The sequence below is a fragment of the Rhodococcus sp. NPDC127527 genome (assembly GCF_042672245.1).
Classification (GTDB): domain Bacteria; phylum Actinomycetota; class Actinomycetes; order Mycobacteriales; family Mycobacteriaceae; genus Rhodococcus_G.
The window spans coordinates 1-15,955 of sequence record NZ_JBHXVP010000007.1 but is presented as its reverse complement, the minus strand read 5'-3'; the positions used below and the strand labels follow the sequence as shown (position 1 = coordinate 15,955).

Genomic DNA, 15,955 nt, shown 5'->3' with positions numbered 1-15,955 from the left:
GCCTACCTGGCCCCCCCGGTACCGCGCGGCCTTCTGGCGGACGTTTGGCGCGATTAACCCGAGGCGGTGGGCCCTCACCGGGCGGGGGTGCGGCGCCCTCGCCGTGACAGATGGTCTAGCTCAGTGCTTCTCGGGTCCGACGTGGTACTCGAACACCAGGCCGGCCGCCGAGGCGAGGATCAGCACCACCGCGACGGCGATCATCCACGGCTGGAAGAAGGCCAGCGCCACGGCCGCGAAGCCGGCGGACGCGGCCACCAGGATCGGCCAGAAGCTGCCCGGGCTGAAGAAGCCCAGATCGCCCGCGCCGTCGGAGATCTCGGCGTCGTCGTAGTCCTCCGGGCGGGTGTCGAGGCGACGGGCCACGAACCGGAAGTAGGTTCCGACGATCAGGGTCAGTCCGGCCGACAGCGCGATGGCGGTCAGGCCGGCCCACTCGATGCCCGTCCTCGATGCGGCGGTGAACACGCCGTACACGATTCCGACGAGGATGAAAAACACCGTCAAAATCTCAAAGAGCTTGGCTTCGATCTTCATATCAGCTCGTCCTTCAGCGGTTGATGGGTCTTGGGTGCCGTCGGCACGACTACTGGTACTCGCCCTCGAGGACGTTGGTGGCCTGGCGGTACGTCCGGTCCGTGTTGAACGGATGCGTCGAGGTCGCGACCGGAACCTCGCCGATCTCCTTGAGCGCCTCCGCGGTGGTCAGACCGCGGCCACCCTCGTCGACCGGCTGGCGCAGCGCGATGTACTTCGCGAACTTCTCCGGGCTCACGGCGCGGACCTCGAAGTTCATCATCGCGTGGTAGGTGCCGCACATCTCGGCGCAGCGTCCGACGAACGCGCCTTCCTTCTGGATCTCGCTGATCTGGAAGACGTTGTCGGAGTGGTTCTGCTCCGGGTTCGGCATCACGTCGCGCTTGAACAGGAACTCCGGCACCCAGAACGCGTGGATGACGTCGGCCGCGGCGAGGTTGAACTCGATGCGCTTGCCGGTCGGCAGCACCAGGATCGGGATCTCGTTGCTCGAGCCGACGGTCTCGATCTTGTCGTAACGCAGGTACGACAGGTCGTTCGCGCTCTTGCCGTTGATCGGGCCGGGCACCATCTTGCCGTGGACTTCCTGCTCCTCGGCCGGGCGCTCGGCGGCGGCCTGTGCCGCCACGTCCACACCGTCGTACTTGGCGCCGCCCTCACGCAGGTCGATGCTGCGGTAGCCGAACTTCCAGTTCCACTGGTACGCCGTCACGTCGACGACCACGTTCGGGTCGTCCTTCTTCTCGTGGACGTAGTTCTGCACGACCACGGTGAAGTAGAAGAGCACCGCGATGATGACGAACGGAACCGCCGTGTAGAAGAGCTCCAACGGGACGTTGTACGCCGTCTGCCGCGGGAACTCGGGAGAGTCCTTCTTCTTCCGGTGGAAGATCACCACCCAGAACGTCAGGCCCCACACGATCACACCCATGAACAGGGCCGCGATGACCGACCAGGTCCACAGCTCACGCATCCGCTCAGCCTGCGGGGTAACGCCCGACGGCCATCCGAAGCGAAGCACCGAATTGTCGATCGAACATCCCGACAGCAGCATGGCGGCTAGGCCCAAAGAAACTGCTAGCCCCGCTCGCCGAAGGATCCGACTCTGCGCCACGTTCACGCCTTCCTGATCGCCGCAAAATGAATAAGGGCAGCCCAGCGGGAAGCCCGAATACTACGCAGCGTAGACCAAAGCCGGCGCCCATCCACCCTCGGGTCACAACCAACAGTCCGGCGAGTCTGCGGCATACTCGGCAGAGCTATTCGGCAATCCGCTCCATACCTGTTCCAACCAGCATGGAGCCTCCCCCAGGACTGAATTGAGGTATTGGACGCCGTGTGCGGACTGCTCGGACTACTGACCACCGACGGCACCAGCGACGACGCCGTCGCACGCGTCGATGCGGCCATGCACTGCCTTCGCCATCGCGGGCCCGACGAGCACGGCACGTGGCACGACGACGACCTGATCTTCGGCTTCAACCGCCTCTCGATCATCGACATCGAGCACTCGCACCAGCCGTTGCGCTGGGGCCCGACGGAGAACCCCACGCGCTACGCGCTGACCTTCAACGGTGAGATCTACAACTACCTGGAGATCCGCGAGGAACTCGCCCGCGACCACGGGGCGCGGTTCCACACCGAGGGCGACAGCGAGGCCATCGTGGCCGCGTTCCACTACTGGGGCGCCGACGCCGTGCGCCGGCTCCGGGGCATGTTCGCCTTCGCGGTCTGGGACACCGAGACGCGCGAGCTGTTCATCGCGCGCGACCCGTTCGGCATCAAGCCGCTGTTCCTGGCCACCGGCACCGGCGGCACCGCGTTCGGCAGCGAGAAGAAGAGCCTGCTCGAACTCGCCGACGTGATCGGAATCGGCACCGACCTCGACCCCCGCGCGATCGAGCACTACACGGTGCTGCAGTACGTCCCGGAACCGGAGACCCTGCACGCGCAGATCCGCCGGCTCGAGTCCGGCTCCTACGCCTGGGTCCGGCCCGGCGAGGCGCCGCGGATCACCCGCTACTTCACACCCAAGTTCCCGGTCCGGCCGTTCGCGGCGGGCACCGAGGCGGCCCGCTACCGCGAGATCGCCGAGGCGCTCGAGGACTCCGTCGCCAAGCACATGCGCGCGGACGTCACGGTCGGCTCGTTCCTGTCCGGCGGCATAGACTCCACCGCGATCGCCGCGCTGGCGATGCGGCACAACCCGAACCTGATCACCTTCACCACCGGATTCGAGCGGGAGGGCTACTCGGAGGTCGACGTGGCCGCCGAGTCGGCCGCCGCGATCGGCGCCCGCCACGTCGTCAAGGTCGTCTCCCCCGCCGAGTTCGCGGCGTCCATCCCCGAGATCATCTGGTACCTCGACGACCCGGTCGCCGACCCGGCGCTGGTGCCGCTGTGGTTCGTCGCGAAGGAGGCCCGCAAGCACGTCAAGGTGGTGCTCTCGGGCGAGGGCGCGGACGAGCTGTTCGGCGGCTACACGATCTACCGGGAGCCGCTCTCGCTCAAGCCGTTCGAGTACCTGCCGAAGGCGCTGCGCCGCGCGGCGGGCAAGTTGTCGGAGCGGATCCCCGACGGCACGCGCGGCAAGAGCCTGCTCAACCGCGGCTCGATGACGCTCGAGGAGCGCTACTACGGCAACGCGCGCAGCTTCAACGACGCGCAGCTGCGGGCCGTGCTGCGCGACTTCCGACCGGAGTGGACCCATCAGGACGTGACCGCGCCGATCTACGCGCAGTCCCGGGACTGGGATCCGGTCGCCCGGATGCAGCACCTGGACCTGTTCACCTGGCTGCGCGGCGACATCCTGGTCAAGGCCGACAAGATGACGATGGCGAACTCGCTGGAGCTGCGGGTGCCGTTCCTCGACACCGAGGTCTTCGAGGTCGCCTCGCGGGTGCCGCTCGACCAGAAGATCACCAAGACGACGACGAAGTACGCGCTGCGGCAGGCGCTCGAGGGCATCGTGCCGCCGCACGTGCTGCACCGCGCCAAGCTCGGCTTCCCCGTTCCGCTGCGGCACTGGCTGGCGGGCACCGAACTGTTCGACTGGGCGCACCAGCAGATCGCGGACTCGCAGACCGACCACATCTTCGACAAGGCCGCGGTCGCGTCGATGCTGAACGAGCACCGCGCGGGTACGTCGGATCACAGCCGTCGACTCTGGACGGTGCTGTGCTTCATGGTCTGGCACGGCATCTTCGTCGAGAAGCGGATCGTGCCGCAGATCCAGGAACCGGTCTACCCGGTCCACGTGTAGGCGCTCCGCGCCCGTGCGCGGTTGACGAGTCCTGAGACTCGTCAACCGCGCACGGGCGGCGTAGCCGCCTTACTTCAGCAGGGCGCCGATCTCCTCGGCCGCCTCGGGTCCGTAGGCCTCGGACAGCCGCTTGACGGCGTCGTCGCGGTCGAGGGTCCACTCCTGCGTCCCGACCGTCTCGAGCACCAGGACCGCGACCAGCGATCCGAGCTGCGCGGACCGCTCGAGGCTCAGCCCCGCGCTCTGGCCCGTGAGGAAGCCGGCTCGGAACGCGTCGCCGACACCGGTCGGGTCGACCTTCGCCTTCTCCGGCACGACGGCGACCCGCACGAAGTTGCCCTCGCGGTCGACGATCTCGACGCCCTTGGCGCCGAGCGTGGTCACCCGCAGGCCGACCTGCTCGGCGATCTCGGTCTCCGTGAGCTCGGTCTTCTGCAGCAGCAGTGCCCACTCGTACTCGTTTGTGAACAGGTACTTCGCGCCGCCGATCAGCTCGCGTGCCTCGGCACCGGACAGGCGCGCCAGCTGCTGCGACGGGTCGGCGGCGAAGGGCAGCCCCAGTTCGCGGCACTGCTCGGTGTGCCGGGCCATCGCGGCGGGGTCGTTGGCCCCGACCAGCACGAGGTCGACGCCTGCAGGCAGATCGGCCAGGGAGATGTCGCGGGCCTCGCTCATCGCGCCCGGGTAGAACGACGCGATCTGCGCCATGTCCTCGTCGGTGGTGCAGACGAACCGCGCGGTGTGCGCGGTCTCCGACACGCGCACGTGCTCGCAGTTCACGCCGTTGCCCTCGAGCCAGGTTCGGTACTCGGCGAAGTCGGCGCCGACGGCCCCGACCAGCAGCGGAGCGCCGCCGAGCACGCCCATCGCGTAGGCGATGTTGCCGCCGACGCCGCCGCGCCGGACCACCAGGTCGTCGACGAGGAAGCTCAGCGAGATGTGCGCGAGCTGATCGGCGATGAGCTGATCGGCGAAGCGTCCGGGGAACCGCATCAGGTGATCGGTGGCGATGGAGCCGGTGACCGCAATTGTCACGCGAGGGACCTTTCAGTTCGACGGTGCGCGTCCAGGGCGACGGCACGAAGCCTCCACGCTACCCGCCCTCCACCGGCCCGACCGACCGCACCGGGACCCGCGCGCGCCGACGACACCGCCCCCGAAGACGACTCTGGCGCGACGCCCCGGATGGGACGCCGCGCCAGAGTCGGGTTCGATCAGTTGAACGAGTCTCCACAGGCGCAGGAGCCGGTGGCGTTCGGGTTGTCGATCGTGAAGCCCTGCTTCTCGATGGTGTCGACGAAGTCGATGGACGCGCCCTCGACGTACGGTGCGCTCATCCGGTCGACGGCGAGGCTGACGCCACCGAAGTCGACGACGAGGTCGCCGTCGAGGTTACGGTCGTCGAAGAACAGCTGGTAGCGCAGTCCCGCGCAACCGCCGGGCTGCACCGCGATGCGCAGCGCCAGGTCGTCGCGACCCTCCTGGTCGAGCAGGGCCTTGGCCTTGGCCGCGGCGGCATCGGTCATCACGACCTTGTGCGCGGTCGACTCTTCGTTCTGGACAGTCATGGGCTCTCCCTGTTCGCTCGTACCAAACCCGTGAACGCTTCAACGGTACTCCGCCGCGCGGTATTCCTGCCGTTGCGGCATTCCCACCGGTGCAGTATCCCCGCCGCCCCACGCCACCTCGTCACCGCCCCGCCGTCGGTCACCGAGCGCCCGACCACCGCCGCGCGACCGCCGCGGCCAGTCCGTCGAGTTGCCGCGCGGCGTCCGACATCGCGAGCGCCACGGATCCGGCGTGCTCGGCGACCGAGTGCACCTCGACCTCGCCGAGCGCGGCGAGCGCGGGGTCGTCCCGGTCGAGGCGGACCTGGCCGGCGAGGACCAGGACCGGGACCGCGTGCCGCCGGGCCGCGTGCGCCAGCGCGACGACGAGCTTGCCGCGCAGCGACTGGTCGTCGAAGCGCCCCTCGCCGGTGAGCACGACGTCCGCCGACGCGAGCAGCCGGTCCTGCGCGGTCAGCTCGGCGACCACCTCGGCGCCGGCGCGGCGCGTTGCCCCCAACGCCAGCAGGGCCGCCCCGATCCCGCCGGCCGCGCCCGCGCCGGGTTCGTCGGTCACGGCGCGACCTGCCACCGAGTCGAGAACGTCCGCCCACCGCGCGTTGTGCTGCTCGAGCAGCGCGACGGTCGCGTCGTCCGCGCCCTTCTGCGGGCCGAACACCACCGCCGCGCCGTGCGGTCCGAGCAGCGGGTTCTCGACGTCGGTGGCCGCGATCAGCCGAACCCCCCGCAGCCGATCCCTGACGGCGCGCACCGCCTCCGCGCCCTCGACACCCCCGGCCAGCGCGCCGATCAGCCCGCGCCCACCGTCCGTGCAGCCGCTGCCGCCGAGCCCGACGACCAGCGTGGTGGCTCCCGCGTCGAGTGCGGCGCCGACCAGCTGCCCGACGCCCCGGCTGTGCGCCGCGACGGCGGTGCCCGGGTCCGGTGACCGCCCCAGCAGGTGCAGTCCGCAGGCCTGGGCCGCCTCGACGTAGCCGACGCGGTCGGCGAGCAGCCAGCGCGCGCTCACCTCGTCGGTCAGCGGGCCGGACACTCTCGCGGTGCGCGCCGGGCCGAGCCGCGCGGCGATGACGTCGACGAAGCCGGGGCCGCCGTCGGACTGCGGCGCCTGAATCAGCTGGTCGCCGGGCCGCGACCGCGCCCAGCCCGCAGCCATCGCCCTCGCGGCCGCGGGCGCGGTGAGCGTGCCGCCGAAGGAGTCCGGGGCGATCAGCACTCGCATCGGACGAGTGTAGAACCGCGCGCGATCGTCGGTGCCGCGCAGGAAGTAGCCTGGTGGGGTGAAACTGCTGCGCCGAGGAAACCCCGACAATTCCGACAACGGGGACCGCGAGGTCGCCGAGTCGGCGGCCGTCGAGCCGTCGCCGTCCGCCGAGACCGCAGGCAAGGGGCGTCCGACGCCGAGCCGGCGCGAGGCCGAGGGCAAGCGGCGCGGCCCGGTCGCACCCGCACCGCTGACCGCCAAGGAGGCCCGGGACCGCCGCAAGCAGACGCGCGGCTCCAAGGAGGACCGCAAGCAGGCCTCCGCCGAGCGCCGCGCGGACGCCGCCGATCGCCGGGCCCGGATGCTCGCGGGCGAGGACAAGTACCTGCTGCCCCGCGACAAGGGGCCGGTCCGCGCCTACGTCCGCGACCTCGTCGACTCCCGCCGTCACCTGGTCGGGATGTTCATGCCGCTGGCGATCCTGCTGATCCTCGCGATGTTCCTCAACCCCGCGATCCAGGCGATCGTCACCCTCGCGATGCTGGTCATGATGCTGTTCATGGTGGTCGAGGGCTACCTGATGGGCCGTCGGATCAACCGTCAGGTGCGCGAGCGCTACCCCGACAGCATCGACGGCGGGTTCAAGCTCGGCTGGTACGCCTTCGTGCGCGCCTCCCAGATCCGCAAGATGCGTGCCCCGCAGCCGAGGGTCTCCCCCGGCGACGCCGTCTGAGGCCGACCGACCTCGATCGCCGCACCGCGCTCAGCGGTGCGGCGATCGTCGTCTCACGGCCCGGCACCACACCCACCAAATGGCTTACCACCCAACGCGTCCTGCACGTGCAGCAGCCACCCGAGGACACCGACCCCGGGCGCGATGCAGATCGCGGCCCGATGCGGATTCGGTTCCGGCTCGCTGCTGCGACACCACTTCCACCGCACCTTCGGGCTCGCGCCCGCCGACTACCGCCGACGGTTCGGCGGACGCGGCGGCGTTGGTACCGTCTAGCGCGTGTCCTCCGCCGCCGCACCGACCCGCACCCTGGTGCTCGGCGGGGCCCGCTCCGGCAAGTCCGGACACGCGGAGGCCCTGATGCCCGACGCCGCGGTGCGCTACGTGGCGACCGCCCGAACCGACCCCCGCGACGACGACTGGACCGACCGGATCCGCGAGCACCGGCTCCGCCGACCCCCACACTGGAGCACGGTCGAGAGCGCGTCCGGGCCCGGCCTGGCCGCGGTCCTGCGCTCGGGCGACGGCCCCACCCTCGTCGACGACCTGGGCACGTGGCTCACCGCCGAGATGGACGCCGCGCAGGCCTGGGAGTTGCCGCGCGGGACCCTCGCGCCGCGTTGCGACGACCTGGTCGACGCGGTCGCGCGGTACCCGGGCAGACTCGTACTGGTCAGCCCCGAAGTCGGCCTCGGCGTGATTCCGGAGACCCGCTCGGGACGGTTGTTCCGCGACGAGATCGGCGCGCTCAACGGCCGCCTCGCGGCGGTCTGCGACGAGGTCCTGCTCGTGGTGGCGGGCCTGGCGCTCGAGCTCAAGTGACCGATGTCGACATCTTCTCCGAAAGGCCCACTGTGACAAGCGAACCCGACGTCACCTTTGACGCGATCACGCCTCCCGACGCCGCGGCCCGGGCCGCCGCGGACGAGCGCCAGACCCAGCTCACCAAGCCGGCCGGGTCGCTGGGTCGGCTCGAGACGCTCGGCGGCTGGGTGGCGGCCTGTCAGGGGCAGTGCCCGCCGCGACTGTTCGCCAGGCCCCGGGTCGTCGTGTTCGCCGGCGACCACGGCGTCGCGCGGCACGGGGTGTCCGCGTACCCGGCCGAGGTCACCGCGCAGATGGTGGCGAACTTCCTCGCCGGCGGAGCGGCGGTGAACGCGCTGGCCGCGACCACCGGCACGGGCGTGCGGGTCGCCGACATCGCGGTCGACGCGGACACCGACCCGACCGTCTCCACGCACAAGGTGCGGCGGTCGAGCGGGTCCATCGACCGCGAGGACGCGCTCACCGAGGACGAGGTGGCGCGGGCGATCGCAGCCGGTCGCGCCATCGCCGACGAGGAGGTCGACTCCGGGGCGGACCTGCTGATCGCCGGCGAGATGGGCATCGGCAACACCACCCCCGCGACCGTGCTGATCGCCACGCTCACCGACACCGAACCGGTCGCCGCAGTGGGCCGCGGAACAGGCGTCGACGACGCCGGCTGGGCCCGCAAGACCGCCGCGATCCGAGACGCGATGCGCCGGGTGCGCCCGGTCGTGGCGGACCCGGTCGCGCTGCTGCGGGTCGGCGGCGGCGCCGACCTGGCCGCTATGGCCGGGTTCCTGGCGCAGGCCGCGCTGCGCAGGACACCGGTGATCCTCGACGGCGTGGTGGTGACAGCCGCGGCGCTGGTCGCCGAGGGGCTCGCCCCGGGCGCCCGGGACTGGTGGGTCGCCGGGCACAAGTCCACCGAGCCCGCGCACGCGCTGGCGCTGCAACGGCTGCGCCTCGATCCGATCCTCGACCTCGGCATGCGACTGGGCGAGGGGTCGGGCGCGGTGATGGCGTTGCCCGTGCTGCAGGGCGCCGTGACCACGCTGGCGAACATGGCGACGTTCGCCGACGCCGGGGTCAGCACCGGCGAGGACGACGAGCCCGCCGCGACCCCGACCGCCGACTGACCGTGCGCACCGCGCTCGACGGCTCCCGGCTGGCGCTGTCCTGGCTGACCGTGCTGCCCGGCCTGCACCGCGCCGGCGGCCCGGCGATCGACCGCGCGGCCGGACGGCGCGCGATCGCCGCCACCCCGCTGGTCGGGCTGCTGTTCGGCGCGGTGGCCGCGGGTCTGCTGTGGCTGCTGCTCGGCGCGTCGCTCGATCCGGCGCTGGCCGGTCTGCTCGCCGTCGCGGCGCTGGCCCTGCTCAGCCGCGGCATGCACGTCGACGGCCTTGCGGACACCGTCGACGGCCTCGGCTGCTACGGCCCGCCCGAGCGCGCACTCGAGGTGATGCGCGGCGGTGGTGTCGGCCCGTTCGGCGTGGTCGCGCTCGTGGTCTGCATTGGTGCACAAGCGGTTTCGTTCGGAGCTCTCGCGACCGCGGGACAGTGGGTCACGGTCGCGGTCGCGGTGGCCGCCGGGCGGGTCGCGGTCGTGCTGGCGTGCCGACGCGGCGTGCCGGCGGCCTCCCCCACCGGGTTCGGCGCCCTGGTCGCCGACAGTCAGGGACGCTGGTCCTGTGCACTGTGGACGCTGGCGCTGGTGGCCGCGTCGATCTGGTCGGTGCCGGGCCGCTGGTGGCAGGGCCCGGTCGTGGTGGCCGTCGCGCTCGCGGTGACGGTCGCCGCGACCCGGCACTGCGTGCGCCGGTTCGGCGGCATCACCGGGGACGTGCTCGGGGCGGCGGTCGAAGTCGGTGTCACGATGGCCGTCGTGGGCCTACTGGTCGGAGCCTGAGGGACATTCGAGTAGTCGACTACTCGCGCCGGAATCCTGCCCACGCTCCTACCGTGGGGTACACCGGTGAAGGAGGCCGACATGACTCAGTGGTTGCGACTGGTGGAGCGTCGCCGCGGCCCGACGGGGGCCGTGAACCTCGCCGTGGAGGACTACGACACCAATCCGCAGTACTGCCGGCACGGAATCTGGATCGGGACCCGCACCGACTCGACGGAGACGGTCGAATTCTCCTGTCCCGCGGGCAGTCCCAGCAACGATTTCCCCGACGGCACGATCCTGCTCGCGGCGGAGTCCGCGGGATTGCTCTACCCCGACGTCGACTCGCACGGCCACGGAACCGAACCGCAGCCCGGCACGGTCCGCCCCGTCCTCACCTGTCCGGGGGTGACCTACACGGTCACCAGGTTCGACGACGAGTATCGGATCTCCTTCACCATCGCGGCGGGAACCGACCCCGTCGAGCTCGTCATCGGGGCCCTGCCCTCCGGGCGGGACTGCTCGGAGCTCGAACCGACCACGCTGCAGCTGGCGGGCTGCGTCTTCACGTGGTCGGACGACGACCTCTCCAAGGAACGGCGCTGCAAGGTCATTCGGGGACGCCTGTACACGCGGTACCCGCTCTTCGGGCGGCCGACGCCACCGGAACCCGTCGAGCACTGGTTGGACAGCCTGCGGGGTGACGACGTCCGCACGGTCCGACGGCTGGTCGAGTTGCTCGGGCGCGACGACGTCGACGCCACCCTGCGCGACGCGTCGATGTCCCAACTCGTCGGCATGTACATGACGACTCGCGCCCCCGCTCGCGAGCCCGTGGCCGCCCCGGAGCGGGCCACCGCGTCCCCCTGACCGACCCCGGAAACGACTGTGGCCCACGACCGTCCGGGTCGTGGGCCACACTCGGGTCGTAGGCCGCAGTCGAGGCGCCGGTCAGGCCAGCGTGCTCATCCAGCCGTGGGTGTCGGCGAAGGTACCGCGCTGGATCCCGGTGAGGGTGTCGCGCAGCGCCATGGTCACCGCGCCGGGCTCGCCGCCACCGATGCTGAACTCGCCGGTGGCGGACTTGACCCGGCCGACGGGCGTGATCACGGCGGCGGTGCCGCACGCGAAGACCTCGGTGATCTCACCGGAGGCGGCCTTCTCGCGCCACTCGTCGGTGCTGATCTTGCGCTCGTCGACCGCGAAGCCGGCGTCGGCGGCGAGCGTCAGCAGGGAGTCGCGGGTGATGCCGGGCAGCAGCGAGCCGGACAGCTCGGGGGTGACCAGCTTCGCGTCGGGGCCGGAGCCGAAGACGAAGAACAGGTTCATCCCGCCCATCTCCTCGACGTACTTGCGCTCGATCGCGTCCAGCCACACCACCTGGTCGCAGCCCTCGTCGGCGGCCTGCGCCTGCGCGACCAGCGAGGCGGCGTAGTTGCCCGCGAACTTCGCCGCGCCGGTGCCGCCCGGGGCGGCCCGCACGTACTCGGTGGAGAGCCACACGCTGACCGGCTTGACGCCCTTCGGGAAGTAGGCACCCGCGGGCGAGGCGATCAGCAGGTAGCGGTACGAGTTCGCCGGGCGCACGCCGAGGCCCACCTCGGTGGCGATCATGAACGGGCGGAGGTACAGCGCGTCCTCGCCGCCCGCGGCGGGCACCCAGTCCTTGTCCACCGCGAGCAGCTCGGTGACCGAGCGCAGGAACAACTCCTCGGGCAGCTCGGGCATCTCCAGCCGGCGCGCCGAGGTACGCAGCCGCTCGGCGTTGGAGCCGACCCGGAAGGAGGAGATCGTGCCGTCCTGCTGCCGGTACGCCTTGAGACCCTCGAAGATCGCCTGCCCGTAGTGCAGGACCATGGACGCCGGGTCGAGGGAGAGCGGACCGTACGGCTGCACGGTGGCGTCGTGCCAGCCCACTCCCTCGGTGTAGTCGATCGTCACCATGTGATCGGTGAAGTACTTCCCGAATCCCGGCGACGCCAGCACCTGCGCGCGCTCCGCCTCGGAGGCGGGCGAGGGATGCGGGACACGCGTGAATTCGAGGACACCAGTCATGTCGCGATCCTATCGAACGCGTCGCGCCCGACTGTTCGCCACCGCTCCCTTGCGGGCACCGCTCACCTTCGTGTACCGACGGCCGAGCCCGGGTCGCGGCTACTTGGTGTGCAGCGGCACGAACGGCGGCGCGAGCACCTCGCACCGCAGCGCGCGCCCGCGCACGTCCACCTCGACCCGGTCGCCGGCGCCGATTCCCGAGTCGGAGTCGATCAGGGCCAGTGCGATGCCGACCTTGAGGGTCGGCGAGAAGGTGCCCGAGGTGGTCTCACCGACCGGCGCCCCGTCACGCAGGACCGACAGGCCCTGCCGCAGGACGCCGCGGTCGAGCGCCTTGACGCCCCACATCTTGCGCGCGGGGCCGGCCTCCTTCTCCGCGAGCAGCGCCTCGCGGCCCCAGAACTGCGGCTTCTTCCACCCGATCGCCCACCCGCACCGCGCCTGCAGCGGCGAGATCTCGGTCGACAGCTCGTGGCCGTGCAGCGGGTAACCGGCCTCGGTGCGGAGGGTGTCGCGGGCACCGAGCCCGGCGACCTCGCCACCGGCGGCCCGGACCGCGGTCACCAGCGCCCTGAACACCGCCTCGGCGCCGTCCCACGTGGGCAGCAACTCGTAGCCGTGCTCGCCGGTGTACCCGGTCCGGCACACCCGAACCGGCTGTCCGTCGACTGTCGCGTCGGCGAACGCCATGTAGTCCATGTCCGACGGAAGGCCAAGCGCGGCAAGAATTTCCGCGGACTTCGGGCCCTGGACGGCGAGCACCGCGAAGTCGCGGTGCTGATCGGTCACAGCCACCCCGGCCGGCGCCTCGGCGGCGAGCTTCGCGACCACGGCGGCGGTGTTCGCGGCGTTGGGGACGAGGAACACCTCGTCGTCGGAGACGTAGTAGGCGATCAGGTCGTCCACCACGCCGCCGGACTCGGTGGCGCACAGCGTGTACTGCGCCTGGCCGGGACCGATCTTGCCGAGATCGTTTGTCAGCGAAGCATTCACGAACTCCGCGGCCCCGGGGCCCGCCACCAGCGCCTTGCCGAGATGGCTGACGTCGAACACGCCGGCCGCCTCGCGGACCGCGGTGTGCTCGGCCACCACGCCGGCGTACGACACCGGCATCTGCCAGCCGCCGAACGGGGCGAAGGTCGCGCCGAGTTCGGTGTGCACGGCGTGGAGGGGTCCCTGCTGGAGTTCCGCATCGCTCATGGGGCACCACGCTAGTCGACGCCGAACACGGTCGGCGCATCCGAACCGCACGGTCGGCCCACCGGGGACGGTGCCGCACCCGCCCGTGCGCGTCCCGCGGGGCGCACGGGCACCGAACTACAGTTGCGGGCAACCGATCACCGACATCTCAGGAGTATCCAGTGAGCCCTGCCAAGACCGATTCGCCGCTCGGCCCCGAGCTCGCCCTCGCGGGCGCGATCGCCAAGCGCGTCGACGTTCTCGTCATCGGCCTGACCACCGGTCCCGACGGGCCCGAGGCCTCGGTCGGGGAGGTGCTCGACGACGCGACCGCCGAGGCGGTGCTCGCCGGTCTCGTCGCGGTCGGCGCGACCGGCAAGGCCGAGGAGATCACCCGGATTCCAGCCCCCGCGGGCATGACGGTGTCGAGCGTGCTCGCCGTCGGTCTGGGCGCTCCGGACGCCGTCGACGCGGAGCAGGTGCGCGCGTCGGCCGGGGCGGCGGCCCGCGCCCTCGCCGGGACCGCCGTGGCCGCGACCACGCTGTCGACTCTCGACCTGGGCGCGGCCGCGGAGGGCTTCTACCTCGGCGCGTACACGTTCACCGAGTTCAAGGCGAAGTCCGCGCCGGGCGCGGCCGGCAGGCCGCTCGGCAGGGTCGAGTTGCTGGTCGCGGCGCCGCGCACCGCCGCCGCGAAGAACGAACTGGCCCGATCGGCCGCGATCGCCGAGGCCGTCGCCGTCGCACGCGAGTTCGTCAACACCCCGCCGAGCCACCTCTACCCCGAGGAGTTCGCCGCCCGCGCCAAGGCGCTCGGCGTCGCCGCCGGCCTCAAGGTCCAGGTGCTCGACGAGAAGGCGCTCGACAAGGGCGGCTACGGCGGCATCCTCGGCGTCGGCAAGGGCTCGTCGCGTCAGCCTCGCCTGGTCCGGATGACCTACGCGGGCGCCGGACGCAGCGCCACGAAGGTCGCACTCGTCGGCAAGGGCATCACGTTCGACACCGGCGGCATCTCGATCAAGCCCGCCGCGGGCATGGAGAACATGACCTCCGACATGGGCGGCGCCGCGGCCGTCATCGCGACGGTCGTGCTCGCGGCCAAGCTCGGCCTGAAGGTCGCCGTCGACGCGTACGCGCCGATGGCCGAGAACATGCCCTCGTCCACCGCCCAGCGTCCCGGTGACGTGCTCACCCAGTACGGCGGCACCACCGTCGAGGTGATCAACACCGATGCCGAGGGCCGGCTCGTCCTCGCCGACGCCATCGTCAAGGCCTGCGAACAGAAGCCCGACTACCTGATCGACACCGCCACCCTCACCGGCGCGCAGATGGTCGCGCTCGGCAACCGCACGCCCGGCGTGATGGGCACCGACGAGTTCCGCGACCGGGTCGCCCGCATCTCGCAGGAGATCGGCGAGAACGCGTGGCCGATGCCGCTGCCTGCCGAGCTGCGCGCGGACCTGAACTCGAAGGTCGCGGACCTGGCGAACGTGACCCCGCACCGGTGGGGCGGCATGCTCGCGGCCGCCATCTTCCTGAAGGAGTTCGTCGCCGAGGGCGTCCAGTGGGCCCACATCGACGTCGCCGGGCCGTCCTACAACACCGGCGGTCCGTTCGGCTACACCGGCAAGGGCGGCACCGGCGTCCCGGTCCGCACGATGATCAGCGTGCTCGAGGACATCGCCGCCAACGGCTAGGCGCGCCCGCGCCCGTGAGTGCTTCTGGCCCGCCCAGGCGCCGGAAGCACTCACGGGCAGCGGAGCTGCCTATGCTTCGCGGGCGCGGTTGCGCAGGATCTTCTGCCGGGCGTCGTGGTCCCGCATGCGCTGCGGATAGCCGGTCTTGCGGACGTCGTAGACCGGAATGCTCAGGTCTTCGCCGAGCTTCCTGGCCCCCCGCTCGCCGCCCACCGCGCGGCGGGTCCATTCGCCGTCGTTCGCGACCAGCACCACCGTCATGGGCGTCACCGTGGTCTGCGGCTCGACGTACGCCTCGACACCGACGTGGGAGTGCACCCAGTTCGCCAGGTACCGGGCGTCCACGTCGGACCGGCCGCGGTGCCGTTCGCCGCGGCCAGCCTTCGAGAAAAGGTCGAGCAGTCCCACGTCGCGCCTCCTCACCCGGGGTCGATGTCCGTTTTTCGGATCTCAGTTTCGAGTTTGCCAGCCGTTGCTGTGAGGGGAATGAGGATCCTGTGACCAGCCCCTCATCGGACCCCCCGAAGTGAACAATGGAAAGATGAGCTGGCATCGCCGCGAGCCGACCCGGTCGTGTGTCACCTGACCGCATCGCGCCCCGTGACACCTGCACTACTGCACAATGAATTTCGACCACAAGTCGACAAACTCAACAACCCGAACACAACTGTCGAGGAGTCAAAAGCATGGCCTTCTCCGTCCAGATGCCGGCTCTCGGTGAGAGCGTCACCGAGGGAACTGTCACCAGGTGGCTCAAGCAGGAGGGCGACACGGTCGCGGTAGACGAGCCGTTGCTCGAGGTCTCCACCGACAAGGTCGACACGGAGATCCCGTCCCCCGCAGCCGGCATCCTGACCAAGATCGTGGCCCAGGAGGACGACACCGTCGAGATCGGCGGAGAGCTCGGCATCATCGGATCCGCTGACGAGGCGCCCGCCGCCGCCCCGGCTCCCGCCGCCGCCCCGGCACCCGCCGCCCCGCCGCCCGCCGCGCCCGTGGCTGCGCCAGCTGCCGCCGCACCGGCA

16 protein-coding genes and 1 pseudogene are annotated in these 15,955 nt (G+C 71.2%); 9 read left to right on the top strand and 8 right to left on the bottom strand.

Going from position 1 to position 15,955, the window contains the following annotated elements; translation table 11 throughout:
* Nucleotides 1-120 precede the first annotated feature (120 nt).
* Both ACFVH2_RS13615 and ACFVH2_RS13610 read right to left on the bottom strand, forming a co-directional pair.
* Nucleotides 121-537 (bottom strand): cytochrome c oxidase subunit 4, encoded by a 417-nt coding sequence (locus tag ACFVH2_RS13615; protein WP_378428697.1) that lies wholly within the window; start codon nucleotides 535-537, stop codon nucleotides 121-123.
* Nucleotides 538-586: 49 nt separating this feature from the next.
* A complete protein-coding gene (locus ACFVH2_RS13610) occupies nucleotides 587-1,657 on the bottom strand; it encodes a cytochrome c oxidase subunit II (RefSeq protein ID WP_378428695.1) in 1,071 nt (356 codons plus the stop codon).
* 216 nt (nucleotides 1,658-1,873) lie between these two features.
* On the opposite strand from ACFVH2_RS13610, the gene asnB reads away from it, so the two are divergent.
* Nucleotides 1,874-3,799: an asparagine synthase (glutamine-hydrolyzing) gene (gene asnB, locus ACFVH2_RS13605; RefSeq protein WP_378428693.1), complete on the top strand. Its 1,926-nt coding sequence runs from the start codon at nucleotides 1,874-1,876 to the stop codon at nucleotides 3,797-3,799.
* Nucleotides 3,800-3,868: 69 nt separating this feature from the next.
* On the opposite strand, the gene ACFVH2_RS13600 is transcribed toward asnB, so the two are convergent.
* From ACFVH2_RS13600 to ACFVH2_RS13590, 3 genes are all read right to left on the bottom strand, one after another.
* Nucleotides 3,869-4,834, bottom strand: a complete 966-nt coding sequence (locus ACFVH2_RS13600) for a carbohydrate kinase family protein (RefSeq protein ID WP_378424379.1) — start codon at nucleotides 4,832-4,834, stop codon at nucleotides 3,869-3,871.
* A gap of 179 nt (nucleotides 4,835-5,013) precedes the next feature.
* Nucleotides 5,014-5,367: a HesB/IscA family protein gene (locus ACFVH2_RS13595; protein WP_378424377.1), complete on the bottom strand. Its 354-nt coding sequence runs from the start codon at nucleotides 5,365-5,367 to the stop codon at nucleotides 5,014-5,016.
* 139 nt (nucleotides 5,368-5,506) lie between these two features.
* A complete protein-coding gene (locus tag ACFVH2_RS13590) occupies nucleotides 5,507-6,589 on the bottom strand; it encodes a glycerate kinase (RefSeq protein WP_378424375.1) in 1,083 nt (360 codons plus the stop codon).
* 58 nt (nucleotides 6,590-6,647) lie between these two features.
* On the opposite strand from ACFVH2_RS13590, the gene ACFVH2_RS13585 reads away from it, so the two are divergent.
* From ACFVH2_RS13585 to ACFVH2_RS13560, 6 genes and pseudogenes are all read left to right on the top strand, one after another.
* Nucleotides 6,648-7,304, top strand: coding sequence for a DUF3043 domain-containing protein (locus tag ACFVH2_RS13585; protein ID WP_378424373.1), 657 nt, complete (start codon nucleotides 6,648-6,650; stop codon nucleotides 7,302-7,304).
* A gap of 62 nt (nucleotides 7,305-7,366) precedes the next feature.
* Nucleotides 7,367-7,580: pseudogene (locus ACFVH2_RS13580) on the top strand (helix-turn-helix domain-containing protein); the annotation flags it as partial.
* 84 nt (nucleotides 7,581-7,664) lie between these two features.
* Entirely contained in the window at nucleotides 7,665-8,126 is a 462-nt protein-coding gene (locus tag ACFVH2_RS13575) for a bifunctional adenosylcobinamide kinase/adenosylcobinamide-phosphate guanylyltransferase (protein WP_378424407.1), read from the top strand.
* Nucleotides 8,127-8,158: 32 nt separating this feature from the next.
* The gene (gene cobT, locus ACFVH2_RS13570; protein WP_378424371.1) at nucleotides 8,159-9,247 is read left to right on the top strand and encodes a nicotinate-nucleotide--dimethylbenzimidazole phosphoribosyltransferase; all 1,089 of its coding nucleotides are present in this window, start codon (nucleotides 8,159-8,161) and stop codon (nucleotides 9,245-9,247) included.
* A gap of 2 nt (nucleotides 9,248-9,249) precedes the next feature.
* Complete coding sequence (locus ACFVH2_RS13565) at nucleotides 9,250-10,020, top strand: adenosylcobinamide-GDP ribazoletransferase (RefSeq protein WP_378424369.1); 771 nt, start codon at nucleotides 9,250-9,252, stop codon at nucleotides 10,018-10,020.
* Nucleotides 10,021-10,101: 81 nt separating this feature from the next.
* A complete protein-coding gene (locus tag ACFVH2_RS13560) occupies nucleotides 10,102-10,869 on the top strand; it encodes a hypothetical protein (RefSeq protein ID WP_378424367.1) in 768 nt (255 codons plus the stop codon).
* An 81-nt stretch (nucleotides 10,870-10,950) separates the two neighbouring features.
* On the opposite strand, the gene ACFVH2_RS13555 is transcribed toward ACFVH2_RS13560, so the two are convergent.
* Together ACFVH2_RS13555 and gcvT are read right to left on the bottom strand one after the other, a co-directional pair.
* Entirely contained in the window at nucleotides 10,951-12,054 is a 1,104-nt protein-coding gene (locus tag ACFVH2_RS13555; RefSeq protein ID WP_378424366.1) for a branched-chain amino acid aminotransferase, read from the bottom strand.
* A gap of 99 nt (nucleotides 12,055-12,153) precedes the next feature.
* Entirely contained in the window at nucleotides 12,154-13,254 is a 1,101-nt protein-coding gene (gene gcvT / locus ACFVH2_RS13550; RefSeq protein WP_378424364.1) for a glycine cleavage system aminomethyltransferase GcvT, read from the bottom strand.
* A 161-nt stretch (nucleotides 13,255-13,415) separates the two neighbouring features.
* Between gcvT and ACFVH2_RS13545 the strand changes: the two genes are divergently transcribed.
* Nucleotides 13,416-14,930 (top strand): leucyl aminopeptidase, encoded by a 1,515-nt coding sequence (locus ACFVH2_RS13545; RefSeq protein WP_378424362.1) that lies wholly within the window; start codon nucleotides 13,416-13,418, stop codon nucleotides 14,928-14,930.
* 69 nt (nucleotides 14,931-14,999) lie between these two features.
* Here the strand turns inward: ACFVH2_RS13545 and ACFVH2_RS13540 are convergent, their stop codons facing one another.
* Nucleotides 15,000-15,338, bottom strand: coding sequence for an oxidoreductase (locus ACFVH2_RS13540; RefSeq protein ID WP_378424360.1), 339 nt, complete (start codon nucleotides 15,336-15,338; stop codon nucleotides 15,000-15,002).
* 278 nt (nucleotides 15,339-15,616) lie between these two features.
* Between ACFVH2_RS13540 and ACFVH2_RS13535 the strand changes: the two genes are divergently transcribed.
* The coding region (locus ACFVH2_RS13535) for a biotin/lipoyl-containing protein (protein ID WP_378475710.1) at nucleotides 15,617-15,955 on the top strand (339 nt) is incomplete at its 3' end.